A 26,624-nucleotide genomic window follows, 5' to 3' on the forward strand; every position below is an offset into this window, starting at 1 on the left:
GAGAGCGCTCTCAACCCCGTCCGAGTTCCAGGGAGCTTTCCCAATGCGTCGCCCCGTAGCCGGCCTGTTGGCCGGTGCTGTATTTCTGCTCGTCACTGCTTGTGCGGGTGGGTCCGACTCACCAGGTGCCGTGAAGGCCGACGAGCCGAAGATCGAGCTGACCGTTGCCACCTTCAACGAGTTCGGGTACGCCGACCTGTACGCCGAGTACGAGGCCCAGCACCCGAACATCACGATCGTCGAGGAGCACGCGAAGACCGTCGACGACCACGTGAAGAACCTGGACGCGAACCTGGCCCGCGGCACCGGCCTGGCCGACATCGAGGCGATGGAGGTCAGCTGGATCTACAAGTACCTGGCCAAGTCGGACAAGTTCGTCGACCTGCGCAAGTACGGCGCGGACGACCTGAAGGACCGCTGGCTGGACTGGAAACTGGCCGGGGCGACCACGCCGGACGGCAAGATCATCGGGTACGGCACCGACATCGGCCCGGAGGCGATCTGCTACCGCCGGGACCTGTTCGCGAAGGCCGGCCTGCCCACGGACCGGGCCGGGGTCGCGAAGCTGTTCCAGGACTGGCCGTCGTACTTCGCCACCGGCCGGAAGTTCAAGCAGCGGGTGCCGGGCTCGGCCTGGTACGACTCCGCCGTACTGACCTGGGAAGCGATGCGGAACCAGCTGATCCAGGCGTACTACTCGAACCAGGACCGCTTCCTCGCCGACGAGAACCCGCGGCTGAAGCGCACCTGGGACCAGGTCGTGGCCGGCAGCAAGGACGGGCTGTCCGCGGGGCTCCCCGCCTGGAGCGACGCCTGGAACGCGTCCTTCCGGACCGACAAGTTCGCGACCATGGCCTGCCCCGGCTGGCTGCTCGGCGTGATCCAGGACAACGCCGGATCGTACGGCAAGGGCAAGTGGGACGTCGCGGACGTGTTCCCCGGCGGCGGTGGCAACTGGGGTGGTTCGTACCTGACCGTCCCGGTCCAGTCGCCGCATCCGGAGGAGGCCGCGAAGCTGGCCGCCTGGCTGACCGCGCCGGAGCAGCAGGTGAAGGTGTTCAAGCAGATCGGCTCGTTCCCGTCGACCCTCGAGGCGTACGACGACCCGCAGGTGAAGTCGCAGGTGAACCCCTACTTCAACAACGCGCCGGTCGGGCAGATCTTCGTGAACCGCGCACGCAGCGTGATCCTCAAGCAGCACAAGGGCCCGCGGGACGGCGAGATCAACCAGATCTTCAGTGCCGCGCTGGCCCGGGTCGACGCCGGCAAACAGGATCCGGACGCGGCCTGGAAACAGGCCCTGGCCGAGGCGTACAAGGTGGCGAACACCCGCGTCGGAAACTGAGCCCAACACGCCCTCGCCGGCGACTGACGTGCGATCGGCCGGTGAGGTACTACGGTGTGAACGCGAGCCGATCGAGTCATGAGGAGGGCCGATGAACGGGTCTGGTTCTCCGACTCTCGAGCAGGTCGCGGCGCTCGCCGGGGTGTCGCGGGCGACCGTCTCGCGGGTGGTGAACGGGTCGCCGAAGGTGCTCCCGGACACCGTCGCCGCGGTCGAGCAGGCGATCCGGCAGCTCGGGTACGTACCGAACCGGGCGGCCCGCGCGCTGGTCACCCGGCGGACCGACTCGATCGCGATCGTCGTACCCGAACCGGACAGCCGGGTGTTCTCGGACCCGTTCTTCGCCCGCATGCTCAGCGGGGTCAGCCGGACGCTCGCGCCGACGTCGTCGCAGCTGGTGCTGCTGATCGAACCGGTCGAGGCCGACGACCAGCGGCTGCTGCGGTACCTGCGCGGCGGCCACGTGGACGGCGCGATCGTGATCAGCCACCACGGCCGCGACAACATCCTCCAGGAGCTGGCGCAGTTGCCGGTGCCGATCGTGTTCAGCGCCCGGCCGCTCGGGGTCGACGTACCGGTGGCGAGCGTGGACGTCGACAACGTGGCCGGTGCCCGGACCGGCGTACAGCATCTGCTCGCGATCGGCCGGCGGAGGGTCGCGACCGTGGCCGGTCCGCTCGACATGACCGCGGGGATCGACCGGCTGACCGGCTACCAGGAAGTGATGCAGGAGGCCGGGCTGCCCGCGATGATCGGGTACGGCGACTTCACCGCGGACGGTGGTGAAGTCGCGACGCTGCGGCTGCTGGACGAGCACCCGGACCTCGACGGCCTATTCGTCGCGTCGGACTTGATGGCGACGGCCGCGCTGCGGGTGCTGTCCGAACGTGGCCGGCGGGTCCCAGCGGACGTCGCGGTGGTCGGCTTCGACGACTCGGTCCTGGCCACCACGACCACGCCGAGACTGACCACGGTCCGGCAGCCCGTCGAGCAGCTGGGCGCACGGCTGGCCGAGATCGTGCTGGCGAAGATCGGCGGCGCCGACCACACCACCGCGGAGATCTACGACACCGAACTGGTCATTCGCGACAGCGCCTGACGATCGCGGCACCGTCGCGTCGACGAGCCCTTACTACCAATGCTCTGGAGCGACACCGGTGACCTGACCGTGTTGGTCGGTGGTGTAGCGCCCGGTGCTGAGATCGACCAGAACGAGCCGGTTGCCGAACGGGTCGGACACCGCCGCGACCCGGCCCACGGGAATGTCAGTTGGTCCGCTCAGTAGGTGACCGCCGGCTGCGCTGATCGTTTCGGCCGCTTCGTCCACCGATTCCACCAGCCAGTTCGGCTCGGCGGGCAGACGCGTCGAGAGCACGATCTCGGTCGCCGACTCCGGGCAGCGCAGGCCTGCCTGACCGAGGTCGTCGTTGCGCCACAGCAGCTCGTGACCGAGTCCGTCCCGGTAGAACCGGAGGCCTGTGTCCAGATCGGGAACAGTGAGGGTGACCGCGTCGACACTACGAAGTACCGGCCGGGTCCCAGGACTTTGAGCACTCATGAGCGACATCGTCGTTCGGAGGTCCGACATTTCCTGCTAGGGCGGGTCGTTCTGGAACTGGAACTGCACGCGGACGGAGTCGTCGAGGGGGAGGACGACCGTGGTGTTGGAGGCGGTCCAGGCTTGCGGGACGAGGAAGAGGCGGTTCTGGCCGACGACCAGGAGACGCAGGCCGCGGTAGCGGTAGTTGAACGTCTGGCCCGCGCCCGCGCGGAGGGCGGTTTCCTCGATGCCGGGCGAGCGGAGGGCCAGGCGTTCCTTGGTGTCGAGGATGACGACCGGGAAGCGGTTCAGGTGCCGCGCGTCGGACTTGGCGAGACCCCGACCGGAGTACTGCGCGGTGGTCGCCGTCGCCCAGAACGCGCACGTGATCGTGGCGATCGCCAGCAGCGCGATCAGGACACGTTGCGGGCCGACCGTCGGATCGGCCTTGCGGCGCAGATAGGTGAGGTACGCGAGCGCCGCGGCGGCCAGGCCGATGACCGCGGGCACGATCAGCGCGTAGTACGGGATGCCGCCGATCAACGGGTACGCGAGCAGGCCGATCACACCGACGATCAGTACCAGTACGGCGATCCGCGCGGCCCGTCGTACGGCGACAGGCGTCGGGTGGATCGCGTTGTGCAGCAGGAGTGCCGCGACCGCGAGCAAGGTGATCACCAGCAGCGGGACGAGCAACGGCTGCGGGCTGCGCATCACGTAGTCCTGGGTACTCAGCCCGATCGTGTCGACGTCGATCCCGAAGTACTCGTACTGCGAGCGCGCGGACACGTACCCGAAGTAGAACAGCAACGCGCTCAGCAGCGTCACCGGCGCGACGATCCCGGCGGCGAAGCTCACCCACCGCTCGAGCTGCGACCGGTCGTCCGCCATCACTCAACTCGTCGGCGTCTCGGTGTCAGGCAGCGGCTCGGTCGTCGTTTCGGGCGGCTGGGCCGTGAGCGTGATCTGGCTGCCGCCGAGCGACTTTAGCTTCTCGCACTGGCCCGAGGTCTCGCAGGTCGCGACGGCCGGGACGACCAGCGTGACGGTGCCCTCGGTGCCGACCTGTTTGAAGCCGACCCAGCACTGCGGGAGATCCTGCGCTGTCCACAGCAGGCCTTCGCAGGACTGGGAGCTCGCCGGGCAGCCGCTCTGGTCCAACGCGAAGACACCGGGCGGGTCGAACGTCGGCGTACCGAGCTTGATCGTGACGCCGTTCGGGATGTCGCCGGCCAGCCAGCTGATCGGGTTGCAGTTCGAACCGTCCTCGGGGACGCCACCGATCGGGAGCGAGGCAATCTCGATGGACGGCTTGCCGTCGCGGGTCTGCGTGGGCTCGACGCTGGTCGGCTCCGGGACCGGCTCGCCGGTGTCCGCGGGCGTCACCGTCGGCGGGGCCGTACCGCCGGCGTCACCGGACGTGCCGGAGCACCCCTGGACCAGCAGGACCAGTACGGAAACCGTCACAGCCCAGCAGCGCATGACGACCACCCCCACGAACAGGATGACCCTGCGTACAGAACACCACAACCTTTTGTTCACTCTCCGCTGCGACGACCGCCCAACCGTGGTAAATCTGTCGGATGAGCGACCACGAGATCCGGATCGCGCTGGTACTGAACGGCGGCGTCAGCCTCGCGGTCTGGATGGGCGGCGTGACCCACGAGCTGGACCTGATCCGCCGCGCGTCGGGCGGATCGGGCGCCCCGAAGCCACAGCCGTACGACGCGGTGATCGCGGACCGCTGGCGCGAACTGTGCCGGCGTGGTGAGGAACGGCGGCGGATCGTCGTCGACGTGATCGCCGGAACCAGTGCCGGCGGCCTGAACGGGTCGTTGCTCGCGACCGCGATCGCGAACGGATCGACGCTCGACCCGAACGGCGACGACGGGCCCTGGTTGCGGCAGAAGTGGGTCGCGCTCGGTTCGCTCGACGTCGGCAAGCTGGTGCCGTCGGCCGGCGTGAAGTCGTCGTCGGTGCTCGACGGCAAGTACTTCCTGCAGCAGGTCGAGGAACTGCTCAAGGGCGTTGCCGACGCGGGTGAGAGCGATGCGGAGGAACCTGTCACGTTGTTCGTGACCGCGTCCGGTCTGGGCGTGCAGCAGTTCGAGGCGAAGGACGCGGCCGGGCAGTCGTTCGTCGTACCCGACCACCGGTACCTGTACGGCTTCACCAGCGAGGACGCGCCGACGTACGACGGCGTGCACCGGAAGTTCACCACCGAGGAGAAGAACGGGCTGAAGGACACCGAACTGCTGGCCCGCGCGGCGCGGGCGTCCGCGTCGTTCCCGGCCGCGTTCGGTCCGGTCCTGGAGACGCCGGAGCTGGCCGCGGAACCGCCCCGGATGCGGCCGCAGCCGGCCGAGTCCGGCGCCTGGCTGATCGACGGCGGCGTCCTGGACAATGCGCCGTTCGGCCCGGTGCTCGAGGTCGTCGCCCGGCGTCCCGTCAACGGCAAGGCCACCCGGTACGTGCTGTACGTCGTACCGTCCGCGGGGATCGGGCACGCGTCGACGGCGTTGCCGGCCGCTCAGCAGCCGAGCTGGCGGGTGGCGGCGCTGTCCGCGGTGCAGTTCCCGCGCGAGGTCGACTTCCGGTCCGACGTCGAGCAGCTCGAACGCCTGCTGCTGGAGGCGGACGCGTCCTGGTCCGACACCCAGCGGCTGTTCGATCGTTGCCTGGCGCAACCAGAAGAACGAGAACGGCTGACCGCCGCGGCGAAGGCGTTGCAACCGGCGTACTCGCGGGGCCGTGCGGCTGGTGGCGTGTGGGAGGCGGTGACGATCGCGAGCCACGACCAGTCGACTGTGCTGGACGCCGCGACCGCGCTGTCGGAGCACGAGATCGACGAGATCCTGCGTAACGACCACCCGTGGGTACCCGACCCGGACGGCTCGACGGCGGCTCTGCACGACGATGCCGAGGGCAACCCGAGCTGGCTGTGGGGGACCGGTGCGGCCGAGCGGATCGTCCGGTTGATCCTGCGTTCGTTGCGCAATCGGGTCAGCGCCGCGGCGCACGAGGACCGCGCCGAGCTGGAGAAGCGGCTGACGGCGGCGAGCGACTGCCTGATGAAGGTGCAGGCCGTTCGGGACGCTCTCGACCTACAGCTGGCCGCTGCTCATCTCGACCTGCGGCCGGCCGGTGGCGCCGAGGCGGTGGCGGTCGGGCTGAACGACATCTTCGAGCAGTTGCAGATCCAGCGGACGCTCGGCGACGCGTTCGCCGCGCTGGTCGCGGTCATCGGGTGGGACCTCGTCGAGACCGGGCTCGAAGTGGAGATCGTGTCGCGGTGTACGTCGGCCCGCACGCCCGAGCAGCGCAGTGCGCCGTTCCAGTTCCTGCGGCTCGGTCCGGACATCCCGCTCGCCGTACTCGACGAGCTGCAGGAAGGGTCGGTCGCGAACCAGCTCAACGACCGCATCCTGTACGGCAGCCAGGTCGGGCACTTCGGCGCGTTCGGTGCGGCCGACTGGCGGCGCTGGGACTGGCTGATGGGCCGCCTGCACTGCGTCGCGCATCTCGGCGCGATGCTCGGCGCGGACGCGAACTGGATCCGCGAGACCCAGCGTCAGGTGCTGCAGGCCGAGGGCTGGGCCCTGGACGCGGTCGCCGAGCGGATCGAACGGCTGGCCAAGGACTTCCCGGTCGACGCCGGGATCAGCGCGCTGCTGACGATGCGGGACGAGCTGAACCAGTCGCCGGAGGGCCGCGCGATCACCAAGGGGCTCGCGGACCGGATGGTCGACGTGTCGAGCGGTCTCGGTCCGCAGGTCGGCAACTGGGTGAAGGCGGCCGCGGGCCGCAAGCACCAGCCCGGCTCGTGGCTGCTGCGTACCGCCCGCTGGTTCACCGAGCCGGCACGGCAGACGGTGTGGGACCGGATGGTACGTGGCGCCAAACTGACGCCTGCCGGGCGGCCCACGATCTTCGAGCCATGGTTGCCCGCGGCAACAGCAGCTGTCGGTGTGGTGCTGGTGATCGTCGCGGGTGCGGCGGATTCCCTGATCGCTGCTGTCCTGGCCGGCGCGATCCTCGCGCTCAGCGCCGTCCTCGGCGTGATCATCTGGTACGTACGCCGCGCCCGCCGCCGCATCCGTATCTGGCTGGAGAACCGGATGCCCGAGATCAGTCCAGCGTCGCGAAATCGATGAGTTCCTCGACCCGGCCGAGCAGCGCCGGGTCGAGGTCGGCGAAGCTGTTCACCTTCGACAGGATGTGCTTCCAGGCCGCGGCGACGTCGGCCTGGTCGGTGGCCGGCCAGCCGAACGCCTGCAGCACGCCCTTCTTCCAGTCCTGCCCGTGCGGCACCTTCGGCCACGCCTTGATCCCGACCGCCGACGGCTTGACCGCCTCCCAGATGTCGATGAACGGGTGCCCGACCACCAGCACGTACCGGTTGTTCACCTGTGCGGCGATCTTCGACTCCTTCGAGCCCTCGACCAGGTGGTCGACCAGTACGCCGAGCCGCCGGCCGGGCCCGGGCTGGAACCGGTTGACGATCTCGACCAGGTCGTCGACGCCTTCGAGGTACTCGACCACGACCCCCTCGATCCGCAGGTCGTCGCCCCACACCTTCTCGACCAGTTCGGCGTCGTGCCGGCCCTCGACGTAGATCCGGCTGGCCCGGGCGACCTTCGCCCGGACGTTGTCCACCGCGACAGACCCAGACGCCGTACGCGTCTTCTTCGCCGGCCCGGCCTTCTTCGGCGGCTTCAGGCTGACCGGTTTGCCGTCCAGCCAGAACCCCGGGCCGAGCGGGTACGTACGGATCTTGCCGTGCCGGTCCTCGAGGTCGACGACGCCGTGCTCCCAGCGCACGATCGCGCCGACGAACCCCGAGCTGGGCTCCTCGACGACCATGCCCTTCTCGATCTCGACCTCGACGGTCCGCCCGTTCTTCGGCTTCCGCCAGTCACCCGCGAGTACGTCGTTCCCATACCTGTCAGCCACGCGCCAACTCTAGTAACTCGGAGCCGCGTGAGACGCCGTTGACTGGCGGCTCGGCGCGGCCAGCGTGAGAACGAAGAACGCGACGAATCCGACGACCAGACCGACCGCCCACGAGTAGTCGTACAGCGGCTTCAGGAACGGGATCAGGCCGTTGTGCGGGAACGGGCCGGCGCCGGGATTCGAGTACGCGCCGCCGGCCGCGAGCAGCGAGCCGAACAGCGTCGCGGTCACACCGCGCCAGTTCCAGCCGGCCGAGTACCAGTAGCGGCCGCCCGGTTTGTACAGCTCCGCGAGCTGCAGGTTGGTGCGGTCGATCAGCCAGTACCCCGCGATCAGTACGCCGGCCACCGACGCGAGCAGGCCGCCGTAGAACGAGAGCCACACGAAGATGTAGATCGACGGGTCCGAGATCAGCCGCCACGGCTGGATGACGATCCCGACCACGCCGGTCAGCAGGCCCGCGGTCTTGAAGTTCAGCCAGCGCGGCAACGCGTTCGCGAAGTCGTACGACGGACTCACCACGTTGGCCGCGACGTTGCAGGACATCGTCGCGAGGATCGCCATGATCAGGCCGATCGTGACGATCACCGGGTTCTGGAACCGGCGGGTCAGCTCGACCGGGTCCCAGATCGCCGAACCGTAGAGCACGACCGTGCCGGACGTGGTGATGATCGAGACCAGCGCGATGAACGACATCGTGGTCGGCAGGCCGATGATCTGGCCCCAGACCTGCGCCCGCTGGCCCTTACCGAACCGGGTGAAGTCCGGCATGTTCAACGACAGCGTCGCCCAGAACGCGATCATGCCCATCAGCGAGGGCGCGAAGATCTTCCAGAAGTCGGCGTCCCAGCCGAGCTTGGACGGCTGCGACAGGATCGGCCCGAAGCCGCCGGCCTTCACCAGGATCGCCACCATCAGCGCGACGAACGCGATCGTGACCAGCGGCGCCGCCCAGTTCTCGAACCGGCGCAGGCCCTCGATACCGCGGAAGATCAGCACCATCTGCAGCACCCAGAAGAACGCGAAGCTCAGCCACATCGTCCACGGGTGCCCGCCGATCGCCGACGCGTTCGTCCAGCCCTTGCCGAACAGCTCGCCGACGATCACGTAGATCGCCTGCCCGCCGATCCAGGTCTGGATGCCGAACCAGCCGCACGCGATGAACGCCCGCAGCAAAGCCGGGAAGTTCGCGCCGCGGACGCCGTAGAACGCCCGCGCGAACACCGGGAACGGGATGCCGTACTTCGTGCCCGCGTGACTGTTCAGCAGCAGCGGGACCAGGACGATCAGGTTCCCGAGCGTGATCGTGAGGAACGCCTGCAGCCAGTTCATCCCGAGCGCCACCAGCCCGGACGCGAGCAGGTAGCTCGGGATGTTGTGCGCCATCCCCATCCACAGCGCGGCGTAGTTGTACGTCGTCCAGGTCCGCTCGGGCAACCGCGTCGGCGCGAGCTCGGCGTTCGCGTACGGACTGCCCTGGAGCGCCTCGGGATCCGCTAGCTCGACGCGACCGTCGGGATGAACCGTCTGTTGGATCGTCGTGGCCATGAGTCCCACCCCATCCGGTCGGGCGATGTCCGTTCCGAACAAGTTGCGGGACCAGGTGACGTGATGTCAACGGACAATTACTTATCCGGGCCCTACTTATCCAGGCCCGAGGAGGGGGAGGCTCGGGCGTTGCGGCGTACCGAGGACCGCGTAGCCGCGGCGGATCGCGTCCTGCAGCTTGTCGACCGGCCACGGCCAGTCGTCGGTGTGCGCGAGGGCGTCCTCGAGCGAGGTGCCGGCGTGGTGCAGGGTCGAGATCGTGTTCGCGACCTTGCCCACGTCGATCGCCTGGTCGTGCGCGAACTCCAGGTCGACGACCGCGCCGTGACCCGGGACGATCCGGACGTCCTTCGGCATCATGCCGACGACGGCCTGGATCGTGTCCGGCCACTCCAGCGGGAACGAGTCGCTGCCGTACGACGGTGGCGCCGACTCCTCGAGCAGGTCGCCGACGAAGAACACGTTCACGTCGGGTACGGCGACCACGGTGTCGCCGGAGGTGTGCGCGTTGCCGACCCACAGCAGCTCGACCCGGCGGTCGCCGAGGTCGACGACCTTCGCGGCGGCGAACGTCGTACCGGCCAGGTTCTCCTCGGCGGCGGCGTTCTCGTGCAGGTAGACCTCGGCCTCGCTGAAGACGCTGTTGCCGTTGACGTGGTCGAAGTGGGCGTGGGTGTTGACGACCCACTTCACCGGGAGGTCGGTGAGCTCGCGGATGTGTTCGCGGAGCTGCTCGGCCTCCTCGGCGGTCGCGCGGGTATCGATCACCAGTGCGCCGTCGGCGCCGACGACCAGGCCGACGTTGAGGTCCCATTCGTCGTACCGGCGGACCCACGTACGGTCGCCGAGCTCCGTCCAACTCATGGGCCCGACCCTACTTGCCCAGCGCATTGATGAGCCCATGTGGTGAGAGTAACTGTTGGCAAGCCCTCTCCTCCCGACTTAAGGTCGCAAGTGTTCCGATCGGAACTCCGAAACTTTCGAAGGGTGGCCGGTGTGACGACACGACGTGCGGTTGTGGTCCGGGGTGGCTGGGAAGGGCACTCCCCGGTCGAGGCGACGGACTTGTTCATCCCGCATCTGAAGGAGAACGGCTACGAGGTGACGGTCTCCGACACCACCGCGGCCTACCTCGACCTGGACGGCGTCGACCTCGTCGTGCAGTGCGTGACGATGAGCGAGATCGAGGACGACCACTTCAAGGGCCTGGAGGCGGCGATCCGGCGCGGTACCGGGTTCGCCGGCTGGCACGGCGGGATCGCGGACTCGTTCCGGAAGAACGTCGACTACAGCTTCATCACCGGCGGGCAGTTCATCTCGCACCCGCACGGGTACACCGACTACCGGGTGGACATCATTGCCGACCACCCCATCGTCGAGGGCATCAAGCACTTCGACGTACACACCGAGCAGTACTACATCCACTACGACCCGACGAACACCGTGCTCGCGACGACGACGTTCGAGTCGCACCCGGACTACCCGTGGATCGAGGGCGCCGTGATGCCGGCGATCTGGACCCGGACCTGGGGCGAGGGCAAGGTCTTCGTCTGCACGGTCGGCCACAAGCTGGACGACCTGGAGACGCCCGAGGTCCGGACGATCATCGAGCGGGGGCTGCTGTGGGCGAGCAAGTGACCGGCGTCGGCATCGTCGGTACGGGCGTCATCTCCGGCACGTACCTGGACCACCTGGCGAAGCTCTCCGGCGTCGACGTGGTCGCCGTCGCGGACCTGGACGTTTCGCGCGCGCAGGCGATCGCCGACAAGCACCCGGGCATCCGCGCGTTGTCACCGGAGGAGCTGTACGCGGCCGACGACGTCGACATCGTCCTCAACCTCACCATCCCGGCGGCCCACGCCGCGGTGCACCAGGCCGCGCTGGCCGCGGGCAAGCACGTGTACGGCGAGAAGCCGCTGGCCATGGACCGTACCGAGGCGGAGCCGCTGCTGAAGTACGCCGCTGCCAACGACCTGCGGATCGGCTGTGCGCCGGACACGGTCCTCGGCACCGGCACCCAGACGGCTCGTGCGGTGATCGATCGCGGTGACATCGGTACCCCGCACGCGGCGACCGCGTTCATGGTGACCCCCGGCCACGAGCTGTGGCACCCGGCGCCGGAGTTCTACTACCAGCCCGGCGGCGGCCCGGTCCTCGACATGGGCCCGTACTACGTGACCAGCTTGGTCACCCTGCTCGGGCCGGTCGTCCGGGTGACGGCCCGCGCGGGCCGGGCGAAACAGCAGCGGAAGATCCACACCGGGCCACGCGCCGGGACCGTGTTCGACGTGGAGGTGCCGACGCACGTCACTGGCGTACTGGAGCACGAGTCCGGCGCATTGACCACCGTGCTGATGTCGTTCGACGTCTGGGCCGGGCGGCTGCCCCGGATCGAGGTCCACGGGACGGACGGCAGCCTGTCGGTGCCGGACCCGAACGGGTTCGACGGGACCGTCGAGATCGTGACGCCGGAGCGCCGCGAGTGGACCGAGGTGCCGGTCGCCGGTGGATACGCCGGGGCCGGTCGCGGGGTCGGAGTCGCGGACATGGCCCGGGCGATCCGGAACGGTGAACCGCACCGCGCGACCGGGGAGCTGGCGTACCACGTGCTCGACGTACTGGAGTCGTTCGTCGACTCCGCGGTCCAGGATCAGCCGCTTGATGTGGTCAGTACAGTGACGCGTCCGGCGCCCGTTCCGTTGGGAGCCTCGCCCGAGACCGCCTAGACTGGCACTCCGAACCACGGAGTGCCAGGAGCCGGAGAGGGTGGTGGGCGTGCTGGACGACCGCAAGCTGGATGTGCTCCGCGCCATCGTCGAGGACTACGTCGCGACCCACGAACCGATCGGGTCGAAGGCGCTCGTCGACCGGCACAACCTCGGTGTCTCCCCGGCCACCGTGCGGAACGACATGGCCGCGCTGGAGGAGGAGGGGTACATCACCCAGCCGCACACCAGCGCCGGCCGGATCCCGACCGACGCCGGGTACCGGCTGTTCGTCGACAAGCTGAGCACGGTCAAGACGCTGTCGGTGGCGGAGAAGAAGGCGATCACGTCGTTCCTGGCCGGTGCGGTCGACCTGGACGACGTGGTCCGCCGGACGGTGCGGTTGCTTGCCCAGATCACCCGCCAGGTCGCCATCGTGCAGTACCCGTCGCTGAACCGGTCGAGCGTGCGGCACATCGAGGTCGTCACGATGAGCCCGCGCCGGCTCCTGCTCGTACTGATCACCAGCAACGGCCGGGTCGAGCAGCGGATCGTCGAACACCCGCAGGACGTCGACGAGCAACTGATCGCGGACCTGCGGTCGCGGCTGAACACGGCGCTCGCCGGCCAGCGGCTGACCGACGCGGCCGCCTCCCTGGCGAGTGTGCCCGACCTGTTCGCGCCGGCCGACCGGTCGCTGGTCTCGTCGATCGTCACCACGCTGTTCGAGGCGTTCACCGACGAGGTCGGCGAGCAGCGGATCGCGGTCGGCGGCGCCGCCAACCTGACCCGGTACGGCGACGACTTCGAGCGGAACGTGAAGCCCGTGCTGGAGGCGCTCGAGGAGCACGTCATCCTGCTGAAGCTGCTCGGCGAGGCGACCAACCCGCAGACGCTGACCGTTCGGATCGGCCACGAGAACCCGTACGAGGAACTGGCCACCACCTCGGTGGTCGCGACCGGGTACGGGTCGAAGTCGGAGGTGCTCGCCACCCTCGGCATCGTCGGGCCGACCCACATGGACTACCCGAGCACGATGGGCGCAGTACGGGCCGTCGCGCGTTATGTGAGCCAGATACTGGCTGAATCCTGATGAAGACAACCCCCTGGTCTGGAGTATGAGCACCGATTACTACGCCGTCCTAGGTGTCACCCGTGACGCGTCACCGGACGAGATCAAGAAGGCGTACCGCAAACTGGCACGTCAGTACCACCCGGACGTGAACGACTCCGAGGACGCGCACCAGAAGTTCCAGGAGATCGGGCGCGCGTTCCAGGTGCTCAGCGACCCGCAGAAGCGGCAGATGCACGACCTCGGCGGCGATCCGTTCGCGACCGCTGGCGCCGGGCCGGGCGGTGCCGGGTTCGGGCAGGCGTTCACGTTCACCGACATCATGGACGCGTTCTTCGGGCAGACCGGCGGCGCGACCCGCGGGCCGCGGCCGCGGACCCGGCGCGGCCAGGACGCGCTGATCCCGTTGCGGATCGACCTGGCCGAGGCCGCCTTCGGTACGACGCGGGAGCTCAAGGTCGACACCGCCGTACTGTGCCCGACCTGTAGCGGGTCCGGCGCGGCGGCCGGGTCCGAGCCGGTGACCTGCGAGATCTGCCACGGACGCGGCGAGGTGACGCACACGCAGCGGTCGTTCCTCGGCGAGGTGCGGACGATGCGTCCCTGCCCGAACTGCCGCGGCTACGGGACCACCATCCCGAACCCGTGCGTCGAGTGCTCCGGCGACGGACGGGTGCGGTCCCGCCGTACCGTCACCGTCAAGATCCCCGGCGGCGTCGACACCGGGACGCGCGTGCAGCTGTCCGGTCAGGGCGAGGTCGGCCCGGGCGGCGGCCCGGCCGGTGACCTGTACGTCGAGATCGAGGTCGAGCCGCACGACATCTTCACCCGCAACGGCGACGACCTGCACTGCACGGTCACGCTCCCGATGACGGCGGCCGCGCTCGGTACGACGATCGACCTGCCGACGCTCGAAGGCGAGACCACTCCGCTGGAGATCCGCCCGGGTACGCAGTCCGGTACGACGCAGACCCTGTCGGCCCGCGGGGTGCCGCGCCTACGCCACGCCGGCCGCGGCGACCTGATCGTCCAGGTCATCGTCGAGACTCCTACCAAGCTCGACGACAGCCAGGCCGACCTGCTCCGCCAGCTGGCCGTCGCCCGCGACGAGGAACGCCCCCAGGGCCAGGTCCAAGCCACCCACAAGACCGTCTTCGGCCGCCTCCGCGACGCCTTCGGCGCCCACTGACGGCCGTGGGTGTCGCGGTGTTCTTCCTCGCCGAGCTGGGCGGGGAAGAACTGGTGCTCGACGGAGCCGAGGGGCGGCATGCGGCTGTCGTACGGCGGATCGGGCCTGGAGAGCGGGTCCGGTTGACGGACGGGCGCGGCGCCTGGGCCGAGGGGCCTGTGGTCGCTGCGTCCAAGGCCGGCGTGACGGTCGCCGTCGACGAGCGGGGGAGTACGCCGGCGGCGGACCCGCGGGTGGTTGTGGTGCAGGCCGTACCGAAGGGGGAGCGGGCCGAGCTCGCGGTGGAGATGCTGACCGAGGTCGGCGTCGACGTGATCGTCCCGTGGAACGCCGACCGCAGCCAGTTCCGCGCCAACCCGGAACGGGTCGAGAAGCTGCTCGCCAAGTGGCGGTCCTGGTCCTTCGAGGCGAGCAAACAATCCCGCCGCACCTGGTTCACCGAGATCGCCCCACTGGCCTCCACCGCCGACGTCACCAAGCTCCTGGCGACCGCTGCCCTCCCGGTAGTCCTCCACGAGGAAGCCACCGTTCCGCTGGCCGCTCTCGACGTCCCCACCACAGGCGACCTCGTCCTGGTCGTGGGCCCAGAGGGTGGCATCACCCCCACCGAGCTGAAGTCCTTCGCCGCCACCCCGATCCGACTGGGCGACACAGTCCTGCGAACCTCAACCGCCGGCGTGGCTGCCGCCGCAGCTCTCCTGTCCCGCTCCCGCTGGCGCTAGCCGCGGACAGCTTGCTGGTATGCGGCCAGCATGTTCGCGTCGTCGATGCTGCCGTGGTGGTGCACCTGCTGCCAGAGGCCGTCGTACCTGAAGATTCTCGTGGTACGGATCCGCAGCGGGCGGTCGCCCAGGTAGGTGCCCGTCTCGCGTCCCGCGAACACCACCGAATCGCGCAGCCAGTACGTTGCCGCGTCGCCGAACGTCACCTGGATGTTCAAGCTCCCCGCGAACACCCGCTCGTACAGGTCCCGTACCGCGTCCCGGCCCCGCAGGATCCCGCCGACGGGATTGTTCAACTGCACCAGCGGATCGTCCGCCCAGCCGTCGACCAGGACGTCCAAGTCCTTGTGGTTCAGGGCGTAGTAGAACGTCTCCAACGCGGCCAGCGCTCCCTCCCGCCCCGGCGCCCGCGCCTCCGCCGGCCGTGGGCGGGCATCCGGTCCGAAGTTGTAGTCGACCAGTTCGATCATCACCAGCACCTCGCTAGGCTGTTAGACAGAGACCGAACACAACTGTACGACAAGGATCGAACACTATGGCCGTCGAGTCCGCCAGAGCCCGGACGCTCACGCATGCTGACCCGGCCGGGGTGCCGTTGCAGGCGGCCCTCGACGCGCTCGCGGACCCGGTCCGGCGTTCGATCCTGCGCGATCTCGCGTCGCACGACGACTGGACCCGCGCCTGCGGCACGTTCGACCTGCCCGTGAAGAAGGCGACCGCCAGCCACCACTTCGCCGTACTGCGCTCCGCCGGCCTGATCGAGCAACGCGACGAGGGCGCCCGCCGCCTCAACCGCCTCCGCCGGTCCGAGTTCGACGCTGTCTTCCCGGGGCTGCTCGCGGCCACCATCGACCGCGCTGACTGACCACAGCCGGAACTCTTACAAACCCCGAACACAGCTCCGGCCGTCCTCGAACAACCGTCGGCGAGAGTTGGACTCGTCCGTTCGGGAGATGACGAGGAGAACGAAGATGCGCAGGTCTGTCCGCGGAACCCTGGCGGCCGGTACGTCGGTCGTCGTCCTGGCGGGTGGGATCGTCGCCGGTACGACGGTCGCATCGGCCGACCCGACGCCGACCCCGGCACCGACGTACAAGCAGGTGACGCTCAGCCCGGAGGAGTCGCAGAAGCTTTGTGCCGAACGGCTGCCGAAGATGATCGCGCGGCGGGACAAGCTGGCTGCCAGGATCAACGGAGGCGCCGACGTGAAGGGTTCGGTCGCGTGGCTGAGGGCACGCGCCGCCGAGCAGAAGGCGAAGGGACACACGAAGATCGCCGAGCGGTTGGAGAAGCGTGCCGACCGCCGCTCCGAGCGGGCGACCGACCTCGCTGCCGCCAAGACGAAGCTGGAGGCGTTCAAGACCGCGCACTGCCAGGTGGCCAAGTGATGCGACGGATCAAGGGCGTACTGATCGTGCTGGTCGGTACGGCGGCCGCGGTCGCCGGACTGACCGCGTGTGGCAGCTCCGCCGGTGGGCCGAGTGGGGAGAAGGCCGGCCGGCAGGCTCCGGCGACCCAACAGGTGGGGTCGCCGGAGCAGGAGCTGGATCAGGTCGGGGCTACGCTGGACGCGATCGATCGCGAGCTGGCCGGGGACGACGCACCCTGACCGAGAATCCCCGGGAGCTGAAGATGGCCGGAGCCGGTCGCGGGCTGGTTCTGGTGGTCGAGGACGAGGCGGCGATCGCCGAGGTGATCGAGCTGTACCTGCGCCGGGACGGATTCGACGTCCGGATCGAGTCCGACGGCGAGGCGGCGCTGACGGCGTGGCAGCGGGAGCAGCCGGTCGCGGTGATCCTGGACATCGGGTTACCGGGGCGCGACGGCGCGGACGTGTGCCGGACCATGCGGGCCGCCGGCGACTGGACGCCGGTCCTGTTCGTCACGGCCCGCGACGACGAGGTCGATCGCCTGCTCGGGCTGGAGCTCGGCGCCGACGACTACGTGACGAAGCCGTTCAGCCCGCGCGAGCTGGCCGCCCGCGTCCGGACCGTCCTCCGGCGCACCGCGGGCGTCGCCCCGGCCGCCGGGGGCCCGGTCGGAGGGGGCCCGGCCGACGGGAGCCCGGCCGGCGGAGGACCGGTGACCGGAGGGTCGGTCGGCGGAGGACCGGCCCCTGGAGGAACCGCCACCGGAGGATGGGCCACCGGAGGATCGGCCGCTGCAGGATCGGCCGCCGGAGGGGCCGTCGGCGGAGGGCCGGCCACCGCAGGGGCGGTCGGTGGGGCGCCTGCGGGCGTGGCCCCGGTCGGTGAGGTGCTGTCGGTCGGAGCGGTCCGGGTCGATGTCGGTCGCCGGCGAGCCTGGGCGGGTGAGGCCGAGGTGAGTCTGACGTCGACCGAGTTCGACCTGCTCGCGCAGTTGTTCCGGCGCCCGGGGCGGGTGTTCGAACGGGCTGAGCTGTTGAGCTCGGTCTGGGGCTACCAGTCCGTGGCCGGTACCCGGACGGTCGACGTACACATCGCCCAGTTGCGGGCGAAGCTCGGCGCGGCCAGCCCGATCCGGACGGTACGCGGCGTCGGTTACGCCGCCGATCGCGACTGATGACGGGCCGCGAGACGCCGGGCGGGGCCGGCCGCGGGGTGCCGGGCGGGGCGTGGCGTGAGGTGCCGGGCGACGTCGTGGGCGGGCGGTCGGACGCGAGCGGGACGCCGGGCGAGGTTGCGGGCGGGCGGTCGGACGCGAGCGGGACGCCGGGCGAGGCGGGACGCGGGTCGTTGGCCACGCGGATTGTGTTGACGTGTGTTGCTGTGGCCGGAGTGGCCGTGCTCGTGGCAGGTGTGGTGATGGCGGGCCTCGCCAGGCAGTCCGCCCGGAACGTGCTGCAGCAGTCGCTGGCCGCGCAGGCCGACGTGATCGCCGGCCAAGTGGACGACCGCGGGCTGGGGCCGCGGGCGGCAGGTCTCGGCAAGGCGGCACAGGTCGTGCGAGGACAGGGCATCGTGGTCGTGCTCGACCTTCCCCGGCGGGGGGTCCAGTCGCCCGATCCGCGGTCCACCCAGGCCGCGACCGCGGCGGGGCTCGGTGCGGCCGGCAGCCCGGAACGGATCTCGGCACAGGTGCGGGTCGACGGCAACGACTACCTGGTCGAAGCCAGGGCACTCCCGGACGGTTCCGGGTTCGCGCTGGTCGAACCGGTGCATCTGACCGCGGGCACCTGGCGGATCCTGCTGCGCAACGTCCTGGTCGCGCTCGGCGCCGGTCTGCTCGTCGCCGCACTCGCCGGGGCGCTCCTCGGCCGGCTGCTCGGTCGTCCGTTGCGCCGTACGGCGGATGTCGCGGCTGCGCTGCGCCAGGGGCGGCGCGATCTCCGCGCACCGGTCGAGGGACCGGCCGAGGTCGCCGAGGTGGCTGCCGCGGTCAACGAACTCTCGGTCGCGCTGCAGCACAGCGAGGCGCGGCAGCGCGAGTTCCTGCTGTCGGTCTCGCACGAGCTCCGGACGCCGCTGGCCGCGGTGCACGGGTTCGCCGAGTCGCTCGCGGACGGCGTCGCCACCGATCCGCGGCACGCCGGCCAGGTGATCCAGCAGGAGTCCCAGCGTCTGGAGCGGCTGGTCAGCGACCTGCTCGACCTCGCGCGGATCGGTGCGGACCAGTTCCAGCTCGACCTCGCCCGGGTGGACCTCCGCGAGACCCTGACCGCGTGCGCCGAGGTCTGGCGGGTGCGCTGCGAACGGCAAGGTGTTCAGTTCCGGCTCGAGCTGCCGCCGGTGCCGGCGGTCGTGACCACCGACCCGCGCAGGATCCGGCAGGTCCTGGACGGGCTGGCCGAGAACGCGCTCCGCGTCACGCCCGCCGGTGCGCGGCTCACCCTGTCGTTGAGGCGCCTCCACGACGCCGTACAGCTCCAGGTCCGCGACAGCGGTCCCGGACTGGCGCCGGAGGACTACGCGGTCGCGTTCCAGCCCGGCGTACTGAACCAGAAGTACCGTGGTCGCCGCCCGGTCGGTTCCGGCATCGGTCTCGCACTGGCCAACGGGCTCGTCACCCGGCTGGGTGGCACCCTCGCCGCTGGGCCGGCGCCGGAAGGCGGCGCCGCGTTCACGATCACGCTTCCGGCTACTTGACCACGATCGACTTGGTGTCGGTGTCGGTGATGCTCCCGTCGGCCGGCGAGACCAGGTACACGCTGATCTGCCACGATCCGGGGGTGAGCTTCAGCTGGAAGGAGTACGACGCGAACGTCTGCCCCTCCTTCGTGTTCGTGAAGCTCTTCCTGACCTCACGCGTCTTCAGGTTGACCGCCTGGTAGTTGACCGTGGCCTCGAAGGCCGCCGCGACACCCTGCACCGTGACGATCGGATCCAGCGCCTCGTCCTCGTACGGCGAGTCGATCCACACCAGCGCCTGGACGTCGGCCGCCTGCGCGCGGTCCAGCGGCTCACTCGAGTCGATCTGGCCGAACAACCGCGGCACGGTCTGCCCGCCCTGCGTAACCCGGATCGGCGTCTGGTCGTCCTTCAACGCGCCCTGAACGGTGTACACGAGCTGCTGCGCCGCCACTCGCGCGACGTCCGGGTCCAACGTGGCCTTCGGCAACTGTTTGAAGTCGACCGTGACCGCGTCGTCCGAGCGCGTCACGGTGTTCACCGCGGCGCCACGCCAGACCGAGAAGTAGTCCGGGTCGGCCGGCTCCTTCGTCGTCATGATCCGGACCGCCTGCTCCGCCGGGTGCCCACTCACCTTCGTCCAGGTGCGGTACAGCCGGGCGGACGTCTTCCTCGGTACGCCAACCTGTGGGCCGAGCCAGTACACCGGGACGAGCTGGTCCGTGACCGTCTCCTCCGGTACGCCGCGCACCGTCGGCGCGGCGGTCTTCACGGGGCTGGGGACCGGCGAGGTGGTCAGCACCGACGGCGTCCGGCTCTCCGGCAGCGTGGTCGCGCTGGTGGTCGTACCCTGGCCCGCGACCTTGTCGCCGTCGTTCGCGGTGAGGTCCGAGCCGTTGAACACGGTGAAGGCGCCGATCGCCGCGGCGGTACCGACCGCGGCCACGCCGGCGGTCAGGAACCAGGCGCGCCGGACGGACGGTCGCTGGGCGTGCGCGCGGGCGCGGATCTCCGGCAGCGCGTCGGCCGGCTCGATCCGGTCCGCCTCCTCGTGGAGCGCCCGCCGCATCAACTCGTCGAACGGGTCTTTGTCGTGGTCGTTCATACGTTCTGCTCCAGGAGCTGGCGCAGCGACTTGGTCGCGCGCGCGGCGTGGCTCTTCACGGAACCCCGGCTGATGCCCATCGTGTCGGCGATCTCCGCCTCCGACAGGTCGCCGTAGTACCGCAGAACCATCACGGTGCGTTGTTTCTCCGGCAGGGTCCGCATCGCCTCGATCACCCGGTCGGTCTCTTCGGTCCGCAGTACTGCCTGCTCTGCGCTCGGCTCGTCCGGCAGGGTCCGAGGGGTGTGTTTGTCGACCACCACCAGGTGGCGCTGGCGGGACCGGCAGCGGTTCACCACCGCGGTCCGCAGGTACGCGAGTGCCTTGTGGGGGTCGCGCAGACGGTTCCACCGGGCGTGCATCGCGACGAACGCGTCCTGCACGATCTCTTCGGCCGTGCCGGTGTCGCGCAGCAGCAAGCTGCCGAGGCGGACGAGCGAGGTGTAGTGCGCGGTGTAGACAGCCGTCAGCGCCTCGTCGGCATCCCACGAGGACTCATGTGTCACGCACTCTTCGTACACCACGGCCGGTTGTGCCACGAAAAGACGACGCAAAGACCTCGTCCCAGGTTGACAACAGCGTGGACCGATCCGATGCGATTCTGAAGGAATGAGGCAGGTCGGTGACGATCAGTGGTCGGGCCATCACGACATCACCTACGCGGCCGTCGCCCGGCTGTACCAGCACCTGGCCGCGCCCGACGGCACGATCCACGGCGTTCCGCGCGAGCAGTACGCCGAAGCGCTCGACCGCGCCCAGGCGCACCAGGACCGGCCGCTGGGCGCCGGCGTGATCAAGAACTTCAGCGGCACCGGACTCTCGTTCCCGTACGCGGGTCCCGGCCCGACGATGCACTCGGCGTACGCGAATCCCGGCGTTCAGCGCGAGCACTTCATGGCGGACCCGTACCGCAAGGGCTGGGACAACCTGCAGCGCAACACCGAGTACGTACACGAGCAGCTGGCCGCCGCGCACGGGTCGGCCGCCGACGAGTTCAGGTACCTCGGGGCGGCCGCGCACGCCTTGCAGGACAGCTATTCCGGCGCACACGCCTGGCGCGAGGACTCGGTGTACGACGGTGACGTGAACGCGCCTGTCCAATCGCTGCACGTGTTCACGCCGCTGCATGCCGTCGGCGGCGAGGACGGCAAGAACACGCACTCGGACGAGTTCGACGAGCCGCCGGTGAACTCCGGGTCCACCCGGGCCGCGATCGAGGCGACGTACCGGATGCTGCGCAGCTACGAACTCCACCGGAACTCGGCGCCGGACGTGGCCGACCGGGCGCGGCGCGCCGACCTGGGGCCGATGCTGCGACCGTCGGCCTCCGGAGTCACCGTCAGCCTGCGCCCGGACCGCAAATGGACCGCCGAACGTAACCGCCGGCTCGCGCTCGAACACGGAGTGCTCCGGTCCGGTCCGGAGACCGACGAGATCGCCCGCCTCGCCGGCGTCCTGGCGCCGAACCGGACCACCGGACCGGCCGCGACGAACCTGGGCAAACGGCCACCCGGAACCGTGCCGCGGGGAATTACACGTGAGGGTGTCGGACGCGACGGCTAGCATGGAAGCTCCCATCACCAGTACTCAGGAGGAAGAGCCTGTCCAGGCCACGCAGTATCGAACCGGAGGCGCACCCGAACGGTGCGATTCCAGGTGCAGGCACCAGCACGCAGGCGTCGCACAAGATCGTCGTGCCGAACAGCATCGACATGGTGGCCCTGCTCGGAGCCCGGGACGAGTTCCTCCGCATCGTCGAGAAGGAGTTCGCCGCCGACATCATGGTCCGCGGCAACGAGATCACGCTGGTCGGTGAGCCCGCCGAGCTGGCGCTGGCCGAGCGGCTGATCGACGAGCTGATCGCGGTCGTGCGCACCGGGCACGGGCTGACCGCGGACTCGGTCGAGCGCAGCATCGCGATGATCAAGCAGGCGACGGCCGAGAGCCCGGCCGACGTGCTGACCCAGAACATCCTGTCCAGCCGCGGCCGCACCATCCGGCCGAAGACGCTGAACCAGAAGCGGTACGTCGACGCGATCGACAAGAACACGATCGTGTTCGGCATCGGCCCGGCCGGTACCGGCAAGACCTACCTGGCGGTCGCGAAGGCGGTCCAGGCGCTGCAGGCCAAGGAGGTCAACCGGATCATCCTGACCCGGCCGGCCGTCGAGGCCGGCGAGCGGCTCGGTTTCCTGCCCGGCACCCTGTCGGAGAAGATCGACCCGTACCTGCGGCCGCTGTACGACGCGCTGCACGACATGCTCGACCCGGAGTCCATCCCGCGGCTGATGACCGCCGGCACGATCGAGATCGCGCCGCTGGCCTACATGCGCGGCCGGACGCTGAACGACGCCTACATCATCCTGGACGAGGCGCAGAACACCTCGCCGGAGCAGATGAAGATGTTCCTCACCCGGCTCGGGTTCGGCTCGAAGATGGTCGTCACCGGCGACGTCACCCAGGTCGACCTGCCGAACGGCACCAACTCCGGGCTCCGGGTCGTCCAAGGAATTCTCGAAGGCGTGCAGGATCTGGCATTCTGCCGGTTGACATCGCATGACGTGGTCCGGCACAAGCTGGTCGGCCGGATCGTGTCGGCGTACGAAAACTACGAAGGCAGTGCTGATTCCCACCGATGAACGTCGAGGTCAACAACGAGTCCGGCGTGGAGATCGACGCGCACGGACTGATGCGGCTCAGCCGGTTCGTGATGTCGTCGCTGCGGCTGCACCCGGAGTGTGAGCTGTCGATCAAGCTGGTCGACGAGGACACGATGGCGCGGTACCACGTCGAGTTCCTGGACCTGCCGGGTCCGACCGATGTGATGTCCTGGCCGATGGACGAGCTGCGGCCGGGTTCGGACGGCGAGGCGGACGACGACCTGCCGCTCGGGCACCTGGGCGACATCGCCCTGTGCCCGACGGTGGCCGCCGCCCAGGGCGCGAAGGCGGGCCACGGTACGTGGGCCGAGCTGGAGCTGCTCACCGTCCACGGCATCCTGCACCTGCTCGGCTACGACCACGCGGAACCCGCCGAGAAAGCCGAGATGTGGGACGTCCAGGGCCGCCTGCTGGAAGCATGGCGCGCACCTGGTAACCGGCTAGAGGCGTGATCACCCCATGACCTACCACGACCTGGTTCTGCTGGTTGTGGCTGCGGTGCTCGTTCTGCTGGCCGGGCTGTTCGCCGGTGCGGAGGCGGCGCTGTCGTCGTACTCGAAGGTGCGCGCGAACGAGCAGGTCGAGCAGGGCAACCTGCGCGCGGTCCGGCTGCGCGACCTGCTCTCCGACGCCCCGCGGTACCTGAACTCGCTGCTCCTGCTCCGGCTGATCTGCGAGATCACCGCGATCGTGCTGGTCGCGCAGGCGCTGTCCGGGCTCCTGTCGGTCACGTGGGAGCACATCCTGATCACCGCCGTGGTGATGGTCCTGGTCTCGTACGTGATCATCGGGGTCGCGCCGCGCACCCTGGGCCGGCAGCACTCGGACCGGTTCGCGATCGTCTCGGCCGGCCCGGTGATGGCGCTGACCCGGATCCTCGGCCCGCTGCCGAAGGTGCTGATCATGCTCGGCAACGCGCTCACCCCGGGCAAGGGGTTCGCCGAAGGCCCGTTCGCGACCGAGGCCGAGCTGCGCGCGCTCGTCGACTACGCGGAGAAGTCCGCGGTGATCGAGTCCGGCGAGCGGCAGATGATCCACTCGGTGTTCGAGCTCGGCGACACCATCGTCCGCGAGGTGATGGTGCCGCGGACCGACATGGTGTTCATCGAGAAGCACAAGAAGCTCCGTCAGCTCACCTCGCTGGCGCTGCGTTCGGGGTTCTCCCGGATCCCGGTGATCGGCGAGTCGCTCGACGACATCGTCGGTGTCGTCTACCTCAAGGACGTGATGCGCCGGGTGTACGACAACGCCCAGGCCGAGTCGACCGAGCGGGTCGAGTCGGTGATGCGGCCGTGTATGTACGTCCCGGACTCCAAGCCCGTCGACGAGCTGCTGCGCGAGATGCAGGCGGCCCGGATGCACCTGGCGATCGTCGTCGACGAGTACGGCGGTACGGCCGGACTGGTGGCGATCGAGGACATCCTGGAGGAGATCGTCGGCGAGATCACCGACGAGTACGACGAGGACCCGGACTCGGTGCAGCAACTGTCCGACGGGGCGTACCGGGTGTCGGCCCGGCTGCCGATCGACGAGCTCGGCGAGCTGTTCGGCGTACCGCTGGACGACGACGACGTCGACACCGTCGGCGGCCTGATGGCGAAGCTGCTCGGCAAGGTCCCGATCCCCGGCGCCGAGGTCGTGATCGAAGGTCTGTCGCTGACCGCGGAACGCCCGTCCGGCCGCCGCAACCAGGTAGGTACCGTTCTGGTACGGCGCGAGGACCCGGCGCCCGCGCCGCACGACCAGAACCACCAGCACGCCTGACCTGTCCACCCGCCCGGTCCACGGACCGGCGGTTACGTTTTGGAGCCCCTTGTTGTCTGACCTCTCGGCGGAGGACGCCAAGCTCGTCACCCTCGCCCGCGCTGCCCGAGCCCGGACCCGGGCCGCCGAAGGAGCCGCCGTCCGCGACTCCGACGGACGGACGTACGCGGCCTGCACGGTCGCGCTCGACACCGTCGAGCTGACCGCATTGCAGCTGGCGGTGGCGATGGCGCTCGCATCCGGCGTGAAGGGTCTGGAAGCCGCCGCGGTGGTCACGGACGGCGGGTCGCCGGACGTCAATGTCGTCCGGCACTTCGCGGGCGCCAACATTCCCGTAGTACTTGCCCTGGGCACCGGAGAGGTCCGCGATGTCGTCCACACCTGAGAACTTCAAGGCAGGGTTCGCCTGCTTCGTCGGGCGCCCCAACGCCGGCAAGTCCACGCTGACGAACGCCCTGGTCGGCCAGAAGATCGTGATCACCTCGTCGAAGCCGCAGACCACGCGGCACGCGGTCCGGGGCATCGTGCACCGGCCGGACGCGCAGCTGATCCTGGTCGACACGCCCGGGCTGCACAAGCCGCGTACGCTGCTCGGCGAGCGGCTGAACGACCTGGTGAAGACCACCTGGGCCGAGGTCGACGTGATCGCGGTCTGCCTGCCCGCCAGCGACAAGATCGGCCCTGGCGACCGGTTCCTGGTCAGCGAGGCGGCGAAGGTCGCGAAGACCCCGAAGGTGGCGCTGGCCACCAAGGCCGACCTGGTCGCGCCGGACCGGATGGTCGAGCACCTCGCCGAGATCCAGGCGCTGGGGGAGTCGGTCGGGATCGAGTGGGCCGCGGTGATCCCGGTGTCGGCGACGTCCGGTTTCCAGGTCGACGTGGTCGCCGACGAGCTGGTGAAACTGCTCCCGGACGGCTTCGCGCTGTACCCGGACGGCGACATCACCGACGAGCCCGAGGAGACGCTGGTCGCGGAGCTGATCCGCGAGGCCGCGTTGGAGGGTGTCCGGGACGAGCTGCCGCACTCGATCGCGGTCACCATCGACGAGATGAACCTGCGCGAGGACCGGCCGGCGGACAAGCCGCTGCTGGACATCTACGCGAACATCTTCCTCGAGCGGGAGAGCCAGAAAGGCATCGTGATCGGGCACAAGGGCGCCCGGCTGCGCGAGGTCGGCGCGGCGGCCCGCCAGCAGATCGAGGCCCTGCTCGGTACGCCGGTGTACCTCGACCTGCACGTCAAGATCGCGAAAAACTGGCAGACAGACGCGAAGAATCTCCGCAAACTGGGATTCTGATGAACCTCCGGAACCCTGTGTACGCCGCCCTGACCGGCGGGCACTCCACCTTCGCCGAGATCCGCGGCAACGCCCGCCGCTATCCGTCGGCCGTTGCGCCGTTCTTCGCCCTGCCCGACGTGCCGACCGACCAGGACTGGGCCGACGCGGCGGCCCTCGTCGGCTCCGGCGAGACCGCGGCACTGATGCGTCCGGCCCTTGCGGTGCCGGACAGCTTCAAGGTCGAGGTGGAGATCGACCTGGTCCAGTTCGTCGCGCCGGAGTCGCTGCCGGCCGCGGACGCGGAGGCTGTCGTCCTCGGGCCGGACGACGTACCCGACATGCTCGCTCTCGTCGCACTGACCGACCCGGGCCCGTTCCGGAGCCGCACCATCGAGCTCGGGACGTTCCTCGGCATCCGCCGCGACGGCGACCTGATCGCGATGGCCGGCACCCGTTTCCCACTCCCCGGGCACACCGAGATCAGCGCGGTCTGCACCCACCCGGTGTACCAGGGCCAAGGTCTGGGCAGCCGCCTGATCCGCGCGGTCGCCGCACACATCACGGCGACCGGCCGGACCCCGTTCCTGCACACAGGCGGCAGCAACACCACCGCGATCCGGCTCTACAGCTCGCTGGGTTTCACCCTCTCCAACGAGATGAAGGTCACAGTGGTCGAGGCGGTCTAGCCTGGA

The 26,624-nt window shown here is 69.6% G+C and carries 29 protein-coding genes; 20 read left to right on the forward strand and 9 right to left on the reverse strand.

The window, feature by feature from the left end; translation table 11 throughout:
* The first annotated feature begins 43 nt into the window (after positions 1 to 43).
* Both ACZ5BU_RS30890 and ACZ5BU_RS30895 read left to right on the forward strand, forming a co-directional pair.
* Positions 44 to 1,345, forward strand: coding sequence for an ABC transporter substrate-binding protein (locus tag ACZ5BU_RS30890; RefSeq protein ID WP_465703958.1), 1,302 nt, complete (start codon positions 44 to 46; stop codon positions 1,343 to 1,345).
* A gap of 91 nt (positions 1,346 to 1,436) precedes the next feature.
* Positions 1,437 to 2,444 (forward strand): LacI family DNA-binding transcriptional regulator, encoded by a 1,008-nt coding sequence (locus ACZ5BU_RS30895; protein ID WP_465703959.1) that lies wholly within the window; start codon positions 1,437 to 1,439, stop codon positions 2,442 to 2,444.
* 33 nt (positions 2,445 to 2,477) lie between these two features.
* On the opposite strand, the gene ACZ5BU_RS30900 is transcribed toward ACZ5BU_RS30895, so the two are convergent.
* The 3 genes from ACZ5BU_RS30900 to ACZ5BU_RS30910 are packed head-to-tail and all read right to left on the reverse strand — an operon-like array spanning position 2,478 to position 4,367.
* Positions 2,478 to 2,903 carry a VOC family protein gene (locus ACZ5BU_RS30900; protein ID WP_465703960.1) on the reverse strand — a complete coding sequence of 142 codons (426 nt, stop codon included), beginning with the start codon at positions 2,901 to 2,903 and terminating at the stop codon, positions 2,478 to 2,480.
* 36 nt (positions 2,904 to 2,939) lie between these two features.
* Positions 2,940 to 3,776 carry a hypothetical protein gene (locus ACZ5BU_RS30905; protein ID WP_465703961.1) on the reverse strand — a complete coding sequence of 279 codons (837 nt, stop codon included), beginning with the start codon at positions 3,774 to 3,776 and terminating at the stop codon, positions 2,940 to 2,942.
* Between the two features lie 3 nt (positions 3,777 to 3,779).
* Positions 3,780 to 4,367, reverse strand: coding sequence for a hypothetical protein (locus ACZ5BU_RS30910; RefSeq protein WP_465703962.1), 588 nt, complete (start codon positions 4,365 to 4,367; stop codon positions 3,780 to 3,782).
* A gap of 101 nt (positions 4,368 to 4,468) precedes the next feature.
* Here ACZ5BU_RS30910 and ACZ5BU_RS30915 point away from each other — a divergent pair, with 101 nt between their 5' ends.
* Entirely contained in the window at positions 4,469 to 7,039 is a 2,571-nt protein-coding gene (locus tag ACZ5BU_RS30915; protein ID WP_465703963.1) for a DUF3376 domain-containing protein, read from the forward strand.
* On the opposite strand, the gene ACZ5BU_RS30920 is transcribed toward ACZ5BU_RS30915, so the two are convergent.
* The 3 genes from ACZ5BU_RS30920 to ACZ5BU_RS30930 form a co-directional block, all read right to left on the reverse strand.
* A complete protein-coding gene (locus tag ACZ5BU_RS30920; RefSeq protein ID WP_465703964.1) occupies positions 7,014 to 7,838 on the reverse strand; it encodes a DUF3097 domain-containing protein in 825 nt (274 codons plus the stop codon). The genes ACZ5BU_RS30915 and ACZ5BU_RS30920 overlap by 26 nt on opposite strands.
* 9 nt (positions 7,839 to 7,847) lie before the next feature.
* Positions 7,848 to 9,386 carry an NCS1 family nucleobase:cation symporter-1 gene (locus ACZ5BU_RS30925; RefSeq protein WP_465703965.1) on the reverse strand — a complete coding sequence of 513 codons (1,539 nt, stop codon included), beginning with the start codon at positions 9,384 to 9,386 and terminating at the stop codon, positions 7,848 to 7,850.
* A gap of 96 nt (positions 9,387 to 9,482) precedes the next feature.
* Positions 9,483 to 10,250, reverse strand: a complete 768-nt coding sequence (locus tag ACZ5BU_RS30930; RefSeq protein ID WP_465703966.1) for an MBL fold metallo-hydrolase — start codon at positions 10,248 to 10,250, stop codon at positions 9,483 to 9,485.
* A 132-nt stretch (positions 10,251 to 10,382) separates the two neighbouring features.
* Here ACZ5BU_RS30930 and ACZ5BU_RS30935 point away from each other — a divergent pair, with 132 nt between their 5' ends.
* Genes ACZ5BU_RS30935 through ACZ5BU_RS30955 form a run of 5 tightly spaced genes read left to right on the forward strand, consistent with a single transcriptional unit; the run spans position 10,383 to position 15,074 of the window.
* The gene (locus tag ACZ5BU_RS30935) at positions 10,383 to 11,024 is read left to right on the forward strand and encodes a ThuA domain-containing protein (RefSeq protein WP_465703967.1); all 642 of its coding nucleotides are present in this window, start codon (positions 10,383 to 10,385) and stop codon (positions 11,022 to 11,024) included.
* Positions 11,009 to 12,112 carry a Gfo/Idh/MocA family protein gene (locus ACZ5BU_RS30940; protein WP_465703968.1) on the forward strand — a complete coding sequence of 368 codons (1,104 nt, stop codon included), beginning with the start codon at positions 11,009 to 11,011 and terminating at the stop codon, positions 12,110 to 12,112. Before ACZ5BU_RS30935 ends, ACZ5BU_RS30940 begins: the two co-directional genes overlap by 16 nt.
* A gap of 49 nt (positions 12,113 to 12,161) precedes the next feature.
* Positions 12,162 to 13,184: a heat-inducible transcriptional repressor HrcA gene (hrcA, locus tag ACZ5BU_RS30945; RefSeq protein WP_465703969.1), complete on the forward strand. Its 1,023-nt coding sequence runs from the start codon at positions 12,162 to 12,164 to the stop codon at positions 13,182 to 13,184.
* Positions 13,185 to 13,209: 25 nt separating this feature from the next.
* Entirely contained in the window at positions 13,210 to 14,352 is a 1,143-nt protein-coding gene (gene dnaJ, locus ACZ5BU_RS30950) for a molecular chaperone DnaJ (RefSeq protein ID WP_465703970.1), read from the forward strand.
* A 5-nt stretch (positions 14,353 to 14,357) separates the two neighbouring features.
* Positions 14,358 to 15,074 carry a 16S rRNA (uracil(1498)-N(3))-methyltransferase gene (locus ACZ5BU_RS30955; RefSeq protein WP_465703971.1) on the forward strand — a complete coding sequence of 239 codons (717 nt, stop codon included), beginning with the start codon at positions 14,358 to 14,360 and terminating at the stop codon, positions 15,072 to 15,074.
* Here ACZ5BU_RS30955 and ACZ5BU_RS30960 read toward each other — a convergent pair.
* The gene (locus ACZ5BU_RS30960) at positions 15,071 to 15,544 is read right to left on the reverse strand and encodes a YybH family protein (protein WP_465703972.1); all 474 of its coding nucleotides are present in this window, start codon (positions 15,542 to 15,544) and stop codon (positions 15,071 to 15,073) included. The two genes, ACZ5BU_RS30955 and ACZ5BU_RS30960, sit on opposite strands and share 4 nt — an antisense overlap.
* Positions 15,545 to 15,609: 65 nt before the next feature.
* Here ACZ5BU_RS30960 and ACZ5BU_RS30965 point away from each other — a divergent pair, with 65 nt between their 5' ends.
* From ACZ5BU_RS30965 to ACZ5BU_RS30985, 5 genes are all read left to right on the forward strand, one after another.
* Complete coding sequence (locus ACZ5BU_RS30965; RefSeq protein ID WP_465703973.1) at positions 15,610 to 15,939, forward strand: ArsR/SmtB family transcription factor; 330 nt, start codon at positions 15,610 to 15,612, stop codon at positions 15,937 to 15,939.
* A 106-nt stretch (positions 15,940 to 16,045) separates the two neighbouring features.
* On the forward strand, positions 16,046 to 16,462 hold the full coding sequence (locus ACZ5BU_RS30970; protein ID WP_465703974.1) for a hypothetical protein: 417 nt from the start codon (positions 16,046 to 16,048) through the stop codon (positions 16,460 to 16,462).
* Positions 16,462 to 16,683 carry a hypothetical protein gene (locus ACZ5BU_RS30975; protein ID WP_465703975.1) on the forward strand — a complete coding sequence of 74 codons (222 nt, stop codon included), beginning with the start codon at positions 16,462 to 16,464 and terminating at the stop codon, positions 16,681 to 16,683. The genes ACZ5BU_RS30970 and ACZ5BU_RS30975 overlap by 1 nt, the downstream gene beginning before the upstream one ends.
* Positions 16,684 to 16,706: 23 nt before the next feature.
* Positions 16,707 to 17,618, forward strand: a complete 912-nt coding sequence (locus ACZ5BU_RS30980; RefSeq protein ID WP_465703976.1) for a response regulator transcription factor — start codon at positions 16,707 to 16,709, stop codon at positions 17,616 to 17,618.
* The gene (locus ACZ5BU_RS30985; protein ID WP_465703977.1) at positions 17,618 to 19,141 is read left to right on the forward strand and encodes a sensor histidine kinase; all 1,524 of its coding nucleotides are present in this window, start codon (positions 17,618 to 17,620) and stop codon (positions 19,139 to 19,141) included. Before ACZ5BU_RS30980 ends, ACZ5BU_RS30985 begins: the two co-directional genes overlap by 1 nt.
* Here ACZ5BU_RS30985 and ACZ5BU_RS30990 read toward each other — a convergent pair.
* Positions 19,134 to 20,228 (reverse strand): Gmad2 immunoglobulin-like domain-containing protein, encoded by a 1,095-nt coding sequence (locus ACZ5BU_RS30990; protein ID WP_465703978.1) that lies wholly within the window; start codon positions 20,226 to 20,228, stop codon positions 19,134 to 19,136. The two genes, ACZ5BU_RS30985 and ACZ5BU_RS30990, sit on opposite strands and share 8 nt — an antisense overlap.
* Positions 20,225 to 20,734, reverse strand: a complete 510-nt coding sequence (locus ACZ5BU_RS30995; RefSeq protein WP_465703979.1) for a SigE family RNA polymerase sigma factor — start codon at positions 20,732 to 20,734, stop codon at positions 20,225 to 20,227. Before ACZ5BU_RS30995 ends, ACZ5BU_RS30990 begins: the two co-directional genes overlap by 4 nt.
* Before the next feature lie 103 nt (positions 20,735 to 20,837).
* Here ACZ5BU_RS30995 and ACZ5BU_RS31000 point away from each other — a divergent pair, with 103 nt between their 5' ends.
* From ACZ5BU_RS31000 to ACZ5BU_RS31030, 7 genes are all read left to right on the forward strand, one after another.
* Entirely contained in the window at positions 20,838 to 21,791 is a 954-nt protein-coding gene (locus tag ACZ5BU_RS31000) for a hypothetical protein (protein WP_465703980.1), read from the forward strand.
* A gap of 149 nt (positions 21,792 to 21,940) precedes the next feature.
* On the forward strand, positions 21,941 to 22,867 hold the full coding sequence (locus tag ACZ5BU_RS31005; protein ID WP_465704260.1) for a PhoH family protein: 927 nt from the start codon (positions 21,941 to 21,943) through the stop codon (positions 22,865 to 22,867).
* Complete coding sequence (gene ybeY, locus ACZ5BU_RS31010) at positions 22,864 to 23,340, forward strand: rRNA maturation RNase YbeY (RefSeq protein WP_387665730.1); 477 nt, start codon at positions 22,864 to 22,866, stop codon at positions 23,338 to 23,340. Before ACZ5BU_RS31005 ends, ybeY begins: the two co-directional genes overlap by 4 nt.
* Before the next feature lie 7 nt (positions 23,341 to 23,347).
* The gene (locus tag ACZ5BU_RS31015) at positions 23,348 to 24,652 is read left to right on the forward strand and encodes a hemolysin family protein (protein ID WP_465703981.1); all 1,305 of its coding nucleotides are present in this window, start codon (positions 23,348 to 23,350) and stop codon (positions 24,650 to 24,652) included.
* A 49-nt stretch (positions 24,653 to 24,701) separates the two neighbouring features.
* Entirely contained in the window at positions 24,702 to 25,037 is a 336-nt protein-coding gene (locus ACZ5BU_RS31020; RefSeq protein WP_465703982.1) for a cytidine deaminase, read from the forward strand.
* The gene (era, locus tag ACZ5BU_RS31025; protein WP_465703983.1) at positions 25,021 to 25,950 is read left to right on the forward strand and encodes a GTPase Era; all 930 of its coding nucleotides are present in this window, start codon (positions 25,021 to 25,023) and stop codon (positions 25,948 to 25,950) included. Before ACZ5BU_RS31020 ends, era begins: the two co-directional genes overlap by 17 nt.
* Positions 25,950 to 26,618, forward strand: a complete 669-nt coding sequence (locus ACZ5BU_RS31030) for a GNAT family N-acetyltransferase (RefSeq protein WP_465703984.1) — start codon at positions 25,950 to 25,952, stop codon at positions 26,616 to 26,618. Before era ends, ACZ5BU_RS31030 begins: the two co-directional genes overlap by 1 nt.
* Positions 26,619 to 26,624: the final 6 nt, after the last annotated feature.

The organism is Kribbella sp. NPDC031520 (assembly GCF_055580825.1).